Origin of the sequence: Bradyrhizobium sp. S3.3.6 (genome assembly GCF_040546905.1) — a bacterium.
Taxonomy (GTDB): Bacteria; Pseudomonadota; Alphaproteobacteria; order Rhizobiales; family Xanthobacteraceae; genus Bradyrhizobium; species Bradyrhizobium cytisi.
This window is the reverse complement of sequence record NZ_JBEPOT010000003.1, coordinates 371568-387342: the sequence shown is the minus strand read 5'-3', so window position 1 is coordinate 387342 and position 15775 is coordinate 371568. Positions and strand designations below refer to the sequence as shown.

Genomic DNA, 15775 nt, shown 5'->3' with positions numbered 1-15775 from the left:
AAACAACCACCGCCATCCTGACGAACCCCGAGGCTTGTCTCGAAGGAACGGCTTGGTAAAGCCTTCCCCGCGACTGCAGGAGAGATCATGGCCAACGTTAAGCGCCTGCTATCATCATCCAGCATCCTTCTCTACATGTCTGTCGCATCGGGCGCATTGGCCCAGCAGATCACAGGCGCGCCCGGTACGCCCGCCGCTACGACGACAATTGATGGCAAGCAGCTACCGCCCCAGCCTCCAAAATTCGGCGGCGTGATCAAGGAAGATGCCAAGGATTCCGAGGCGTACTGGCCACCTTCCGTCGTGCCCCCCAAAGGTGCACCAAACGTGCTGCTGATCATGACCGACGACCAGGGTTACGGCGTATCCGGCACCTTTGGTGGTGTTATTCCGACTCCGACCATGGATCGCCTCGCCGAGACGGGGTTGCGCTATACCCAGTTTCACTCCACCGCACTTTGCTCGCCCACACGGGCCGCACTGATCACCGGCCGGAACCACCATTCGGTCGGATTTGGCGTCATCGGCGAAATGTCCACGGGCTATCCGGGCTATGACTCCATCATTGGTCCCGAGAGTGCGACGATCGGGACCATTCTCCGCGACAACGGATATGCCACCTCCTGGTTTGGCAAGAACCACAACACCCCGAGCTACCTGTACAGCTCCGCGGGCCCCTTCGATCAATGGCCGGTCGGCATGGGATTTCAATATTTCTATGGATTTATGGGCGGCGAGACCGACCAGTGGACGCCGTATCTCTTCCGCAACACGACGCAGGTTTCTCCGTGGATTGGCAAGCCCGGCTATAACCTCATTACCGATATGGCGGACGACGCCATCAGGTACATGAACAGTCTGAACGCGGCCGCGCCGGAAAAGCCTTTCTTCGTCTATTACGTGCCGGGTGGCACCCATTCACCGCACCAGCCGAAGAAGGAATGGATCGACAAGTTCAAGGGCAAGTTCGACATGGGCTGGGAGAAGCTGCGCGAGCAGATCTTCGCTAACCAGAAGCGGCTCGGGGTCGTTCCGGCGAACACCCAGCTCACCCTATGGCCAGATACCCTGCCGAAGTGGGACTCGCTTTCATTCGTGCAAAAGAAACTCTATGCGCGGGAGGCGGAGGTGTTTGCCGCTTACGCGGCCTACACCGACTATGAGATCGGCCGCGTCGTGCAGTCGGTTAGGGACATGGGCAAACTCGACAATACGCTGATCATCTATATCAGCGGCGACAACGGCACCAGCGCCGAAGGCACGCTGGAGGGCACCCCGAACCAAATGACGGCCTACAACGGCGTCCTAAAACTTCCCGAAGCCGAGCTGATGCTGCACTATGAGAATTGGGGTTCCGATAAAACCTACCCGCACATGTCAGTGGCGTGGTCGTGGGCCTTCGATACGCCATTCAAGTGGACCAAGCAGGTGGCGTCGCACTTCGGCGGCACCCGGCAAGGCATGGTCATGTCATGGCCCGGCCACATCAAGGACGTCGGCGGCATCCGCAGCCAATTCCACCACATCATCGACATCGTGCCGACGATCCTGGAGGCCACGGGCATCCCGGCGCCCGCGACGGTGAGTGGAATAGCGCAAAAGCCCATCGAGGGCGTCAGCATGGCCTATACGTTTGACCAGGCCAACGCCAACGCGCCGTCTAAGCGCGATACGCAGTATTTCGAGATGTTCGCCAACCGCGGCATCTATCACGATGGCTGGTATGCATGTACGACGCCGCCAGCGCCTCCCTGGCTGCTCGGAACGGCCAAACTGCCCGAAATAAGCGAGTACAAATGGGAGCTTTACAACATCGCCGAAGACTTCTCCCAGGCCAACGACCTCGCGGCCAGCAATCCCGACAAGCTGAAGGAGCTGCAGAAGCTGTTCCTGAGCGAAGCGGCCAAATACCAGGTCTTACCGCTGGACAATTCCGTCCTGCCGCGGCTCGTCACGTCCCGGCCGAGTGCGACTGCCGGGCGAACTGTTTTCACCTATACCGGCATTAATCCCGGTATTCCCGCCGAGAACGCGCCCAGCATAATGAATAAGGACTACAAGATCACCGCCGAAATAACGGTCCCGCAGGGCGGGGCTGAGGGGATGATCGCAACGCTCGGCGGCCGCTTCAGCGGCTATGGCCTCTATCTGCTGAAAGGCAAGCCGGTCTTCGTCTACAACATGCTTGATCTGAAACGCTACCGCTGGGAAGCCGGCGTGGGGGCGCGCGACTGGTTGGGCTCTGCGCTCAAGCCCGGCAAGCACACCATCGTGTTCGATTTCAAATATGACGGACCCGGCTTCGGCAAAGGCGGCACCGGCGTGCTCTCGGCGGACGGTAAGGAGGTTTCCCGCCAGTCGATCCCGCACTCGATCGCGTTCCTGATGGCGATCGACGAGTCCTTCGATGTCGGCCTCGACAGCCGCACCGGGGTGGACGACAGCTACAAACTGCCGTTCCAGTTCACTGGGAGCATCGACAAGCTGACCTTCAACCTCGGACCGACGCAGGTCTCGAGCGACGAGCAGAAGGCGATGCGTCACGCACTTGAAAGAGCGAGGGATTGAGAAACATCGGCGATGACCGGCGCATCGGGTGCGGTGGATGTCGCCTTTGGCCGAAACGGACATGCCGCAATGGCCCGCGCGCGATGGCCGGCGAATGTCAGTTCTCGCGGGGGGCGAATTAATTTGCCAGGCAAAAGGGTTCACCCCCAGATGGAATTGACTGAGCTGCGGGAACCTGCGCGAAATAAGAACGCGCAGCTTTAGATGGAGTGCTGGCGGTGGATTCTTCATTCGGCGCGTTGGATGCGTTCGCGTTTGTCGTGTTCGCTGTTCTGATCTTTGTTGCCATCATCGTCGTGGTCAACCTGGGCAAACTTCCAGGTCAGCTCGCGCACAAATGGAATCATCCGCAGGCCGGCGCGATCAACGCCATGAGCTGGGTCGGGATCGCGACTGCGGGATTGCTGTGGCCCGTGGCATTCATATGGGTGGTTTCCAAACGGAAAACTGTCCGCCTGGAGTGAAGACGGGTGACGCGATCTCACCACCGGGCGGCTACGTGGGCGGGGGAATGCAGTACCAGGTCGATGTAGGCATCGGTCCAGCCGGAGATGTTTGTATCACCAACAATTGGCAGGACTGAAAGCAGTGTTCCCCGGATACCCAGAGGCACTCTCGACGCTCGGTGCGGGTCAAGGCGTAGTGGTGTTTTACGGCATGGCGAAACCGGTGCGCACACCGCTTATCGGCCCGGCCAGCCAACCGTAGCCGCACGTCGCATTGGCTCGGTTCAGGCGGAGCGGAGGCTTCACAGTTCGGCTGTCCAGCATCTCAGGCAGGCACTTCTGGCCAGGAGAGTATGGTGGGGACTGATGGCGGATAGCGCGCCGTGATTTCAACCAAGTAAAATCTACATTCGCGCTGCGCCAAGCAGCGCAGAATGGATGGCGCGAAATCACTGGCAATTGCGATGGTGCGGCGCGGCCCATCCCGTTCCCCGTCCAACAAAGTGGGAATTCGGAACCGAAATTGTTCGCCAGCTGCCGGAGTCGCATAGCGAAGTCGGAGCCGGTGCCCGATCCTGCCTGTTAGCTATTGCGGTTCCAATGGCGTCGGCCGTCCAATGAGATGGAGCGGATGGTGGAGAACGGCACCGCCAGGTTTGCCAATCCGGACGACTACCAAGCCGGTATTCGAGACGCGAGTGTGAATTTCATCGTCACCGGCGGCGGAGAGTTCAATGCGTGCTTGACGTGGTTGAACTTGCGCCGTTTGCGCGTGCTTCGTGCTTCTGAAAATCTGCCACGCATTGCCTTTATCTCGTTCTCGCCGGCGCGGGTGTTTATTTCCTTTCCATCGAGCGAGAGTCCACCCTTAACATATGGCGGACTTGGAGTGCAGTTCGGTGACGTCGTGTTCCACAGCCGCGGCGAGCGAATGCATCAGCGGGCCAATGGCGAAAGCCAGTGGGGCCTCATATCGTTGCCGCCCGAGCAGCTCGCGGCCTGCGGTACGGCCCTGATTGGACGGAAGATAACTTCGCCGCCTGCCGGGCGAGCGCTGCGACCGTCGCGGAGTGCCGCAACGCGCTTGCTACGGCTACATTCAAAGGCCTGTCGTCTGGCCGAAAAGAGACATGAACTGATAGCGAATCCGGAAGTCGCGCGGGCACTCGAGCAGGAATTACTGCATGCGCTTGTCAATTGCCTGACGGCCGACGGTGCCAACGGCAATCGAAAAACGCAGCTGCGTCACGCCGAGAACATGGTACGGTTCGAGGATGCATTGGCCGCGCATAGTGGACGACAGTCGAACATGCTCGCGCTTTGCTCGGCGGTGGGTGTGCCGGAACGAACCTTGCGATTGTGCTGCACCGAATTCTTGGGCATGAGTCCTACCCGGTACCTTTTGCTGCGACGATTGAACATGGCGCGCTCGGCCTTGCGGCGCGCCGACCCTGCAACGGGGAGCGTCGCAGAGGTTGCCCGAGAGCATCAATTCCTGGAGCCGGGGCGCTTCGCCGTGACCTACCGCGCCATCTTCGGGGAAATGCCTTCGTCCACGCTGCGGCGCACCCTGATCAAAAACACTTGATGAAAACCATTTGTGCCGAAATCGCATAGTGCACTGCCCTTCAAGGGTGTGATTCATCAATCAATGCAGATTTATTGATGAGTGGTCCGGAGATCGTGATGAATCTCGCGGTAACGCAATCTTCGTCTGACTACGGCCAATCGTTCGATCATCCAGCAGGTGAGGAAATGCTGTATGTGCCGGGTGGCACCTTTGGCATGGGTTCGGATCGGCATTATCCGGAGGAAGCGCCAGTCCACCGCGTCACCGTGGATCCGTTCTGGATGGATAGTACGCCGGTCACCAATCGCCAATTCTGCGAGTTCGTCAATTCGACCGGCTATGTCACCTTTGCCGAAATTCCGCCCGATCCGAGAGACTATCCGGGCGCGCTACCGCACATGCTCTATGCCGGATCGCTCGTCTTCTCTCCACCGGCGCGGCCGGTCGATCTGCGCAACTGGAGTGAATGGTGGACCTTCCTCAAGGGCGCGGACTGGCGCCACCCCTACGGGCCGAACAGCGATATTAACGGGCTCGACGATCACCCGGTCGTTCACGTCGCTTACCAGGACGCCGAAGCCTTTGCGACATGGGCCGGGAAGCAATTGCCGACCGAGGCCGAGTGGGAATTCGCTGCGCGCGGCGGGCTCGATGGCGCGGAGTTCGCCTGGGGTGACGAGTTTACGCCCAGCGGCAAGCACATGGCCAATACTTGGCAGGGCGAATTTCCACGCCAGAACCTTTGCGCAGACGGATTCGAGCGCACGTCGCCGGTTACCGCATTCCCTGCTAATGGCTACGGCCTGCACGACATGATCGGCAATGTCTGGGAATGGACGGCCGATTGGTATTCGCAGAAGCACGAAGCCGATGCACCAAAGGCGTGTTGCATTCCGGAAAATCCGCGCGGCGGACCGGAGGCCGCGAGCTACGACGTGTGTCAGCCAAACATCAGGATTCCGCGCAAGGTGCTTAAAGGCGGCTCGCACCTCTGCGCGCCCAACTATTGCCGCCGCTATCGCCCGGCCGCGCGCCATGCCGAGCCGATCGACACCTCGACAAGCCATGTCGGCTTCAGGTGCGTCAGCAGGAGGAGGAGCACGTCATGAGTAATGATAGGATCTCGGAAAAGCCTGAGATCGGCACGGCGCCAACCGGCGCTGGGTTGAAACGCCGTGATTTGCTGTTAAGTGGTAGCTCTCTCGTTGCCGCTTCAGCACTCTCGGCCGTCGGGCTGACAAGCACCGCGCAAGCGCAACAGCCAGCACCGGCGCCGGCCGCGCAACGACCCAACATCCTCGTCATCATGGGAGACGATGTCGGCTGGTTCAACATCGGCGCCTACCATCGCGGAATGATGTCCGGCAAGACGCCAAACCTCGACAAGCTGGCGTCTGAAGGAATGATGTTCACCGACTATTACGCCGAAGCCAGCTGCACGGCGGGGCGCGCTAACTTTATAACGGGCGAGTTGCCGATCCGCACGGGATTGACGACTGTCGGTCAGGCTGGTGCCGATGTTGGCTTACCCGACCAAGCCGTGACAATTGCCACCGTGCTCAAATCGCTCGGCTATGCAACGGGACAGTTCGGCAAGAACCACCTCGGCGATCTCAATAAATATCTGCCGACGGTGCACGGGTTCGACGAATTCTTCGGCTATCTATACCACCTCGACGCGATGTCTGATCCGTACTGGTACTCGTTCCCGACCAGCCAGGACTATTACAACAAGTACGGTCCGCGCAGCCTGATCCACAGTTACGCGGCGGACAAGGACGATCCGACCGAGATGCCGCGCTGGGGCAGGATCGGCAAGCAAAGGATCGTCGACGAGGGCCCGCTACCACCATTTCCCGATATGTTGAACGTGCCGAATATGCACGATCTGCCGTTCCTGAAGGCGAAGTACGATATGACCACCTTCGACGAAGTGTTGGTCAAGACGTCCAGCGACTTCATGGATAAGGCCAAGCGCGACGGCAAACCTTTCTTCGTCTGGCACAACACGACGCGCATGCACGTCTGGACCTTCCTGCAGAAGAAGTACAGCGCGATGCAGAATCACGACACGAACTACGGTCTTGAGGAAGCCGGCATGGCCCAACTCGACGACAGCGTCGGCGCCCTGCTCAAACATATCGATGACATCGGCGAGACCAACAACACCATCGTCATCTTCACGACGGACAACGGTGCCGAGGTGTTCACCTGGCCGGATGGTGGCATGACCCCGTTCAAGGCCACCAAAGGGACCAGCTATGAAGGCGGCTTCCGCGTACCGGCCATCATTCGCTGGCCGGGCCGCATCAAACCGGGCTCGGTCGAAAACGGCCTCTTCTCAGGGCTCGATTGGCTCCCGACACTAACCGCTGCCGCCGGAAACCCGAACATTACCGAGCAACTTCTCAAGGGCGTGAGCTTGGAAGGCCGCACCTACAAGAATCACCTCGATGGTTACAACCAGATGGATCTTCTGACGGGCAAGGGGCCCACCGCTCGCCATGAGATCTTCTATTTCGCCGGTCCCCATCTCGGTGCCCTTCGCTACGATGACTTCAAGTTTCAGTTCTTCCAGCAGCCATACGGGTGGCCTGGCGAAAAGGACACCACGGACATGCCGACCATCATCAACATCCGACAGGACCCCTTTGAGCGGACGCCGATAACCCGCGGAGAAAGCCTGAACAACGCAGGCGGAGGCTACATGAACGATTTCATGGGCCGCGAATTCTGGCGGTTCGTCGTTGTTCAACAGGAGGTCGGCAGATTGGCGCAAACGGCTATCGAATTTCCTCCAATGCAAGCGCCTGCGAGCTTCAACCTCGAGGCCGTAAAAAGGGAGGTTGAGGAAAAGATCAAGGGCCACCAGGGCGAGTGAGAAGCTTCCTGACCGGGAGTCGGTCCTATGGCGACAGCGGCGGGTCAGTCACTGTGGCTCGCCGCTACACAGTTCGCCGTGTTTTTTAACCTAAAGGGGCTGGGCCATGAAATGTAGCAAGTGGTCGTTTTCCGTCGTCTCCGTACTCTTCGCAGTGCTTCTGTCATCGAGCACCGGAACACTCAATGCGCGCGACGCCGATCTCTCCACTCTCACTCTCGCCGCGGCTCGGACCGCCAAACAGCAATGCATAAATACCTGTCGTGCACGCTATCGCGACTGTCGTCATTTGAACAACTTGTCGTCGTTCCAGTGTCGCGGTGTTTACCAGGACTGCACGCGATACTCTTGTACCGGTTCAGGACCGGGATGATCGCCGTACCCTTTGCTGCCCGACCCTGCTGACAGGCGTCGGCCATCTGACCGAATGACGCTGCGCGGCAGCGCGAAGGACTTGAGGATTTCGCGCTGGCCACCGAGCGGGGGCGCTGCAACTAAGGCGTGCAGCGATGTCCATCGGACGACGCGTCTGGAGTGGCGAGTGATGTCGAGGAAATTACCGCTCTGGCTTCGCTTCTTCGCGCTTATCGGCGTCGTGATCTTTGCAACAGGCGCAGGTCTCCTTGCCTATCGCTACTACGCTCGCCCGGTCACGCTGACCGTGGCGGTCGGCTCGATCGACGGCGAGGCAGCCATGGCAATGTCGGCGATGGCGAGCGAACTCGTTTCGACGAACGCGCCGGTCCGGCTCAAGGTCATCGACAGCGGCACAGCGCTTGAGGCCGCTGCCGCGTTCTCCACGGGTAAGGTCGACCTCGCCGTGGTTCGCGGCGATCTCGGCGATTTGTCGCAGGCGCAAGCCGTCGTCGTCGTCAGCCATATGGTCGTACTGGTCATCGCGCCGCCGGGATCGGGCATTGACAGCATTGAAAACCTCAAGGGACGCGCGGTCGGTGTGGTCGGTGGGGTGGCGAACGCCAAAATAGTCGATGTGCTGACCAAGGAATATGATTTGGCGAACGCAAAAGTTGTGTTCAAAAATCTTTCTTCGGCGGACGTCCGGCAAGCCATTCAGTCAAAACAGGTCAGTGCCCTGCTGGTCGTGATTCCGCTCGCCGAAAAATACCTCTCACTCGTTCGCGGATTCTTTCAGCTCGACCATAAAAAGGTCCCGGTATTGATCCCGGTCGATTCAGCGGGGGCAATTGCAGAGACTGAACGCGCCTTCGAAAGCTTCGACGTGCCGAAGGGCACGCTGCGGGGATCGCCGCCGGTCCCGGAAGATGATCTGACGACCTTGAGGACGTCGTTGTACCTGGTTGCGCAAAAGAAGCTCGGCACCGATCTGGTGACCAGACTCACGCAGGCGATCATGAGCGCGCGCAGGAGCCTTCTGCGCGAGCAGCCGATTTTCGCCCAGATTACCGCGCCCAGCACCGACCAGGATGCCTACCTTCCGCTTCACCCCGGTGCGGCCGCTGTCTACAACAGCACCACGCAGAGCTTCATGGATGAATACGGCAACTGGATCTATTTAACGCCGATGGTGCTCGGTGGCGCCGCCACTATGCTTGCGGCGGCGTGGAAATTCCTGGGGCTCGGCAGCCGCGCACCTGAAGGCCCGCTCGACTCTCTCTACACCCTGGCGCGTCGAATTCGGAAAGTCGATACAGAGGCTGAGCTTTCGGATATCGAAGAAGAAATCGACGGCATTCTAAGAGCGGAGTGCGCCAAATCCGCTGGTGGAGACGAGCGCGCGGTGGATGATGCCACATTGAACGTGGCAGCCCACCGGCTGGAGGGCTTGATCCACGACCGACGAGCCTTACTCGCGAAGAGGCCCGCAGTTGCTTCCGCAGCCTAGGCGACACCGCAACGTCGCGGCATGCCGTGTACGGCGATTGCAGGAACCCAAAATGGACGGAGTGACCCCGCTGCCTCGCAACACTGGTGAATCATGAAAGCAATCGCGTTATCGGGCATCACGTTTGTATGCATCTCAGGCGGCGCCCTGTTCGGTATGTTCCTTCCTGGGCATCACCTGAGCACCGATGAGAAGGATGTGGTCAGGCTGGGCACGGGCCTCATCGGGACGATAGCCGCGCTTGTCCTCGGCCTGCTGATTGCCTCGGCGAAGGGCTCCTACGACACGCAGAGCACTCAAGTGACGCATATGACGAGTAGCGTGGTGGTGCTCGACAATCTGCTGGCGCAGTACGGACCGGAGACGAACGACGTGCGCAATCTGTTACGGCGTAGCGTCGCTGTTTTGGCCAATCGAATGTGGCGCGAGAATAGTTCCGAGGCCGCCAACGGCACCCCCTTCGCGGCGAGCGCCGCAAGCGAGGCATTCTTCACGAAGCTTCAGCAGCTTTCGCCGCAGAACGATGCCCAGCGCTCCCTGCAGGCCAGGGCCGTGCAGATCGCCACCGACATTGCGCAAAGCCGCCTGCTGCTGTTCGCACAGACGAGCAACTCGATCCCCATGCCGTTCCTGGTGGTGCTGATCTTCTGGCTCACCATCATCTTTGGAAGCTTCGGCCTGTTTGCCAAACCCAGCACAACCCTTTTCAGCGCGCTGTTCGTTTTTGCACTGTCGGTCGCGGGGGCGATCTACATGGTCTTGGAGCTTGGTCAGCCGTTTGCGGGTTTGATGCAAATTTCCAGCGCGCCACTTCGCAACGCTCTCACGCCGCTCAGTCCCTAACCCATTCGCATGATCGGGGTTGCGGTCGGAGCAGGGCCGACTGCTATTGCGGTCGTCGCGACTGCTGCAGCGGCTTTTTCGAATTGATCAATATGCGCGTTGTACGATGTCCGAATCTGTGCCCGTTTGAGACACGCCCGCCTATCCTGAGAATGTCCCTTCACCGGGGTAGAAAACTGGCGCGAATGACCCTTACGGTCATCAGTACTGCCACAGGCTCCGCCAAAGAGGAGATGGCTGCGAAGCCGGCTTCCAGTCGCGTGCGACCTTCTGCGCTTCTCCTATCTGAGCTGGGGTCATCCTCCGTTCGGCCATTTCTAGAGTCTTGACCGCGCTTTGCTTACCCCTGCCGCCACTAGACTGAACCACATATAGGCACGGACATAGTCCTGCGGCACGCCCCGGCCTTCGGCGTACATGCCCCCGAGAAAGAGCTTGGCTTTGCTCCGCAGCCTTCCGAAACCAGATCATTGCCTCCCTATGGTCCTGCGGTACCCCTTTTCCGAATGCGTATTGATTTCCGAGTAGAAACTCGGCGACGGCGTCGCCTTGCTCTGCAGCCTTGAAACATGACTGCCTCGGTAACGTCCTCCGCCACTCCGCGGCCGTCGCGATATAGGACCGCGAGATTGGTTTGGGCAGGGGCCAAGCCTTTCTCCGCAGCTTTCCGAAACCACAATGCTGCCGCAGCATTGTCCTGCTGCACGCCCTGGCCCGTCACATACATAAGTCCCAGATTGAATTGGGCTGCAGCGTCACCATCATTGGCCAGCGGACGAACAAGACGCAGGGCCTTTGCGTAGTCACCTCTGGCATGCGCAACAACCGCATCCTCGAATGTGCCAGCGGCGACAGGTGCAGCAAAGGCATTCAGTAGAACGATAGTGGAGATAGCGCGCTTGAGCTTCATGGTCGAGCGATTTTGCTCTTCGCTATGCTCGAGCAGTAGCGGCACATTCCTAGGCTCCAGCGATTTCCGTGGTGTAGCGTCTGTTGCTCTTTGGTCGCAGTTTTCACCTTTTTTCTGGCAAATCAATCCTGAACGAACTTTGCGTACTGAGTCCTGCTTGCTCCGGGGATACAGTGTCGCCGAGTTGTATTAGGAGGCGACACACCTTACGGAGAATAATTATGACACCGACAATTGCACTGGCCAGGGCGGAAAGCGGGCGGCCAATCTCAGCACATCGACGCAGACTTGCCGTTGCAGCAATCGTGGCGCCCGCGATGATGTTTTTTTCCCAATCTGCGTTCGCCGATGAAAACGGCATCAGTTTCTGGATCCCCGGCCTCTTCGGAAGCCTCGCGGCCACGCCGCAGCAACCGGGTTGGTCCCTGGCAAATATCTACTACCACACCTCCGTATCCGCCGGCGCCGACGTCGCGCGGGCGCGTGAATTCACGCTCGGCAGGGTTCCGGCCAACCTTACCGTGAATGCAACTCTCAATCTGAATGTCAACGCCACGGGCGATCTTGGCCTTGTGCTTCCGAGCTATGTATTTGCAACGCCAGTGCTCGGCGGCCAGGCGTCAGTGTCCCTCCTGGCAGCTTATGGAGTCGTCGGCACCAGCCTGGCGGGGACCCTGTCGGGCGTGCTCACGACGCCGTTCGGCAATGTTCCCTTCGCGCGGTCCGACACCATCAGCGACACGACGTGGGGCTTTGGAGATCTGGCGCCGCAGTTCGCGTTGCGCTGGAACGCCGGCGTCCACAACTACATGACCTATATCACGGGTGACATCCCGGTTGGCGCTTACCAATCTGATCGCTTGTCGAACCTGGGCATCGGACACGGCGCGATCGACGCTGGCGGCGGCTACACCTATTTCAATCCGCAGACCGGACACGAATTATCCGGCGTGCTCGGCTTCACCTACAACTTCAAAAATACTGCCACGCAGTATCAAAACGGCGTCGACATGCACTTCGACTGGGGTGCATCGCAATTCCTGTCGAAGCAGGTCATGGTTGGCCTCGTGGGCTACGTCTACAGGGAACTTGGCTGTGACAGCGGTTCGGGTGATCGTGCCGGTTGCTTCCAGTCGCAGGTAGCTGGCATCGGCCCGCAAATCGGTTTCTTATTTCCGGTCGGCGACATGCAGGGCTATCTCAATTTCAAGGCTTATGGAGAGTTTGCTGCGGAAAACCGCCCATCAGGCTGGAATACTTGGGTCACCTTTTCTATCTCGCCGCCCGCGCCCGGACCGCCTCCAACAACAAAACCCATCGTCAGAAAATACTAGGAACAACCTAGCTGCGGCCGGTCAGTTGTTTAGAAAATCGAGGCGCGACAACAAACAATTAGGAACGCCGGGACCCAAGGTTGGTTGTGATCACGAACTGAACCGCCTTGGGGGCCATAGTGCCAGACGAAGACCGGCTAAACGTGGACGAGTGCGAGGAATTGGCAGAAGCGCTATGCCAAGATGCTGCATCCTTCCCAAACGGACCCAACAAAGAGAACTTATTGAAGCTCGCGGAGGCCTATCGCGCGCTTGCCATTATGAAGCGCCTAGTGCTTCGCAAGGTAAATTGATTTCTCCCACACGGAAACTAATCGAACAGGTCTGCTTTTGGACCTATCTGAGACATCAGCGGTGCTGCGAGGCGGTGCATAGCTCGCGCACGAATGCCCCCAAGAACGTAGATGCGACCGAGCGTCGCTCGGCAATATTGCGCTATGACAAAATAGTGCATTGATCTGAGGTTGTTCTAAGATCTACATTTCAACCAGGACACCGGCACCTCCGCCGCCTTTGCGATCCGAAGACTCGTTGCAGTACACTTTTTGTCCGACCAATCACGCTTGTTGCCCGCCAAATCGTAGTCTTGTTTTTTGGGGGAGAGAAAGAAGTGGCGTGGAGTAGAGTTCTTTGCTTTACCGATCCGCTGGCGTGCCAAGCAGCCTTCCCGCATTCTGACGTTGAAATACTTCCGATTACGAAAGATTTTCGGATCGAGCTGACCCAGGTCGCCATGAGCCGGCTCTGGTTGCAACGCACTCACGTATCCTCGCCGACGGTCAGCACCGCCACAAGCAAGCCCGGTTGGCGATCCATCGGCTTTCTTACCGAGTCCAATTTGTCACCGTACCATCACTGTGGCATTGAGGTCATCCCTGGCGACATCATTGACAACACGCTTGAAGCTGAGCATCGCCGATGCGGCCCTGGTCTTGACTACGGCGCGATGTCCATCCCAATCGACGAGCTTGATACTGCAGTTGAAGCGATAGCTGGCTGCGAGCCGATGCAAAACTCAGAACGGCACCTTTTTCGTCCGCGCCCTACCTCGATGTTACGACTGCTGAAGCTACATCGGACGATCGGACAGCTCGCGCACGACACTCCGGATCTTTTGCAACTGCCGGAGGTGCTTCGCGCCCTGGAGAATGAATTTCTGTACATCATGGTCAGGTGCCTCGCTGACGCCGCCGACGAGAAGACCAGCACTCGCAGCCGATGCCGAGATGCAACCATCGCGCGGTTCGAAGAGTTTCTGGAAGCGAATTCCGACCGGCCGCTCTATCTTGCCGAGATCTGTGCAGCTATAGGGGTCGCCGAGCGAACGCTTCGCGCCTGCTGCGAAGAGCATCTGGGCATGGGACCGATCCGTTTTCTCACTCTCCGTCGAATGCACCTCGTACATCGGGCGTTGCTGAGCGCGGTTCCCTCGACGTCAACCGTTACTCGGATAGCTACCGACCATGGCTTTTGCGAGCTTGGCCGTTTTGCGGTGACCTATCGCGCCGTGTTCGGAGAGTCGCCGTCCCAGACCTTGAAGTGCCCCGCGAAGCAGATTGCGATCCACCTCAATCGCCCATCATCACTCGTGGCCCCGGAAGCCACCGCATAATCTTGCAAACGGGGGAGCCTCTATGCTTGCCCCGTTCGAGAGATCCCGGTTCGACCTGACATTATCCGCTTATCCGGTCAGACCGGAAATCATCACGTCAGGGGGCAAATCGACGCGATTGACCGGTTGTAGACATTCACGTGCGAGCACCTCCACCTGCGTTAAGACGGGTTACGTAGGGGCCGTTGTCGTTAGTCGTGCGGCGAGTATGTGGGGAGGGTGGAGGCGCGAAGGCGGCCAATGACTTCACGCCTCTATATAGTACCGCGAACCACAGCCCCGAGATTTGCCCGGTTAGCTGACCACCGATTGACCACCGAAACCGCGTGAACAAGCGGCGATACAGGTGGTTAATCGCGAGCAAACTCTATTGTTTTCGTTGATCTTTTCGCTTGCTACTTACGTTCGGGACGCAGGGGTCGCAGGTTCGAATCCTGCCACTCCGACCATTATTTCAAGTACTTAGACAGCCGCGCGACTTGCGAAGTGGCGGACTTATCGGGGCATCACCTAAAGCGCGATCTACGAACCAAACTGGCGCGGTCAAGTTTTTCAGCTTCAGCAATATGCACGTTGGCGGGCACTTTGTTCCGCGTAAGCGATTAAAAGCTTTGAAGAATTGTCGTTCAACATCTGAGCCGAGTGTTGCGGCTTTGCTACATCAACCTGCCGGCGAACGGGATAGCGTTTACTACACAGGTGGACGTCGTGCCTTTTTGAAATTCTTTCCGGGAGATTCCTCGTATGAAAAAGCTTCTGATTGTCGCGGCCGGTGCGACGGCAGTGGGTTTATCCGCCCCCGCGTCGGCAGCCGATTTGGCGGCTCGTCCGTACACCAAGGCGCCACCGCCGATTGCCGCTCCGATCTATGACTGGACTGGTTTTTACATCGGCGCCAACGGCGGATGGGGCCAAAGTCGCGGTTGCGTGGATTTCGTCACGCCCGCAGGAACAGCCGCGGGTGGTTGCGCTTCTCGCTCCGGTGGTCTTGTCGGCGGACAGATCGGGTATCGCTGGCAAACCAATCAGTTTGTGTTGGGATTGGAAGCGCAGGGCGATTGGGCCGACATTAAGAACACGCGCGTCAGCCTGATCGATCCGCTGCTTTCGACCACAGGCAAAACCGACGGCATCGGTCTTTTCACCGCCCAACTCGGTTGGGCGTGGAACGCGTCACTGCTGTATGTGAAGGGTGGTGCGGCCGTGACGCATAATCGTCTTGATGTCTTTAACAACCTCACAGGAGTCGGCCTGGACTCGGCCAGCCACACGCGTTGGGGAGGTGCCTTGGGCGTTGGCTGGGAGTATGGCTTCACGCCGAATTGGTCGGTCGGTGTGGAATACGACCACCTCTGGATGGGGAATGACAACCGCACCTTCGCAGGCGCAGGCGTGGTCTCGCCCGGTGGCGTTACCATCCTCGGCGACCGGGTTAGCCAGGATGTGGACATGGTCACCGTTCGGTTGAACTATCGCTTCGGCGGCTTTGGTGCCCCGATCGCGGCGAGATACTGATCGCGCCAGTCTGCGCAAACCAAAGCCCCGGCTCGCCGGGGCTTTTTTGCGGGTTTAGCATCGCAAGCGGTTGCTCGTTTGCAATGTCTCGGTTGGGTCAAAAGTGACGGTCTGAGGCTTGGCGAGTGATTTCCGCTTGCCTCTCGACTCCCGACTTTCCCCTGCGCTGCGCAAACTATCGCGAAGGGCCAGATTCGGAAGTGCGGCGTTCTGATACCAAGCGGCAGCCGTT

At 58.9% G+C, this 15775-nt stretch carries 11 protein-coding genes and 1 pseudogene; 10 read left to right on the top strand and 2 right to left on the bottom strand.

Translation table 11 applies throughout. From position 1 onward, the window contains the following. Positions 1-135 precede the first annotated feature (135 nt). The 7 genes from ABID59_RS10700 to ABID59_RS10670 all read left to right on the top strand — a co-directional run bounded on the left by ABID59_RS10700 (position 136) and on the right by ABID59_RS10670 (position 10172). Positions 136-2568, top strand: a complete 2433-nt coding sequence (locus ABID59_RS10700; RefSeq protein WP_354083607.1) for an arylsulfatase — start codon at positions 136-138, stop codon at positions 2566-2568. A gap of 218 nt (positions 2569-2786) precedes the next feature. Beyond that, positions 2787-3032 (top strand): DUF3302 domain-containing protein, encoded by a 246-nt coding sequence (locus tag ABID59_RS10695; RefSeq protein ID WP_354083365.1) that lies wholly within the window; start codon positions 2787-2789, stop codon positions 3030-3032. A gap of 613 nt (positions 3033-3645) precedes the next feature. Then, positions 3646-4602 (top strand): AraC family transcriptional regulator, encoded by a 957-nt coding sequence (locus ABID59_RS10690; RefSeq protein ID WP_354083364.1) that lies wholly within the window; start codon positions 3646-3648, stop codon positions 4600-4602. A 98-nt stretch (positions 4603-4700) separates the two neighbouring features. Next, entirely contained in the window at positions 4701-5693 is a 993-nt protein-coding gene (locus tag ABID59_RS10685; protein WP_354083363.1) for a formylglycine-generating enzyme family protein, read from the top strand. Then, positions 5690-7465 carry an arylsulfatase gene (locus tag ABID59_RS10680; RefSeq protein WP_354083362.1) on the top strand — a complete coding sequence of 592 codons (1776 nt, stop codon included), beginning with the start codon at positions 5690-5692 and terminating at the stop codon, positions 7463-7465. The genes ABID59_RS10685 and ABID59_RS10680 overlap by 4 nt, the downstream gene beginning before the upstream one ends. A 541-nt stretch (positions 7466-8006) precedes the next feature. Next, a complete protein-coding gene (locus ABID59_RS10675; RefSeq protein ID WP_354083361.1) occupies positions 8007-9329 on the top strand; it encodes a TAXI family TRAP transporter solute-binding subunit in 1323 nt (440 codons plus the stop codon). A 93-nt stretch (positions 9330-9422) separates the two neighbouring features. Continuing rightward, complete coding sequence (locus ABID59_RS10670) at positions 9423-10172, top strand: bestrophin-like domain (protein WP_354083360.1); 750 nt, start codon at positions 9423-9425, stop codon at positions 10170-10172. Between the two features lie 201 nt (positions 10173-10373). Here ABID59_RS10670 and ABID59_RS10665 read toward each other — a convergent pair whose 3' ends face one another. Together ABID59_RS10665 and ABID59_RS10660 are read right to left on the bottom strand one after the other, a co-directional pair. Next, on the bottom strand, positions 10374-10865 hold the full coding sequence (locus tag ABID59_RS10665; protein WP_354083359.1) for a tetratricopeptide repeat protein: 492 nt from the start codon (positions 10863-10865) through the stop codon (positions 10374-10376). Continuing rightward, positions 10834-11082: pseudogene (locus ABID59_RS10660) on the bottom strand (trypsin-like serine protease); the annotation flags it as partial. The gene ABID59_RS10665 and the pseudogene ABID59_RS10660, both read right to left, overlap by 32 nt. A gap of 320 nt (positions 11083-11402) precedes the next feature. On the opposite strand from ABID59_RS10660, the gene ABID59_RS10655 reads away from it, so the two are divergent. The 3 genes from ABID59_RS10655 to ABID59_RS10645 all read left to right on the top strand — a co-directional run bounded on the left by ABID59_RS10655 (position 11403) and on the right by ABID59_RS10645 (position 15543). Continuing rightward, positions 11403-12416: a SphA family protein gene (locus ABID59_RS10655; protein ID WP_354083606.1), complete on the top strand. Its 1014-nt coding sequence runs from the start codon at positions 11403-11405 to the stop codon at positions 12414-12416. 610 nt (positions 12417-13026) lie between these two features. Further along, positions 13027-14028 carry an AraC family transcriptional regulator gene (locus ABID59_RS10650; protein WP_354083358.1) on the top strand — a complete coding sequence of 334 codons (1002 nt, stop codon included), beginning with the start codon at positions 13027-13029 and terminating at the stop codon, positions 14026-14028. 744 nt (positions 14029-14772) lie between these two features. Next, positions 14773-15543, top strand: coding sequence for an outer membrane protein (locus ABID59_RS10645; protein ID WP_354083357.1), 771 nt, complete (start codon positions 14773-14775; stop codon positions 15541-15543). The last annotated feature ends 232 nt before the right edge of the window (positions 15544-15775 follow it).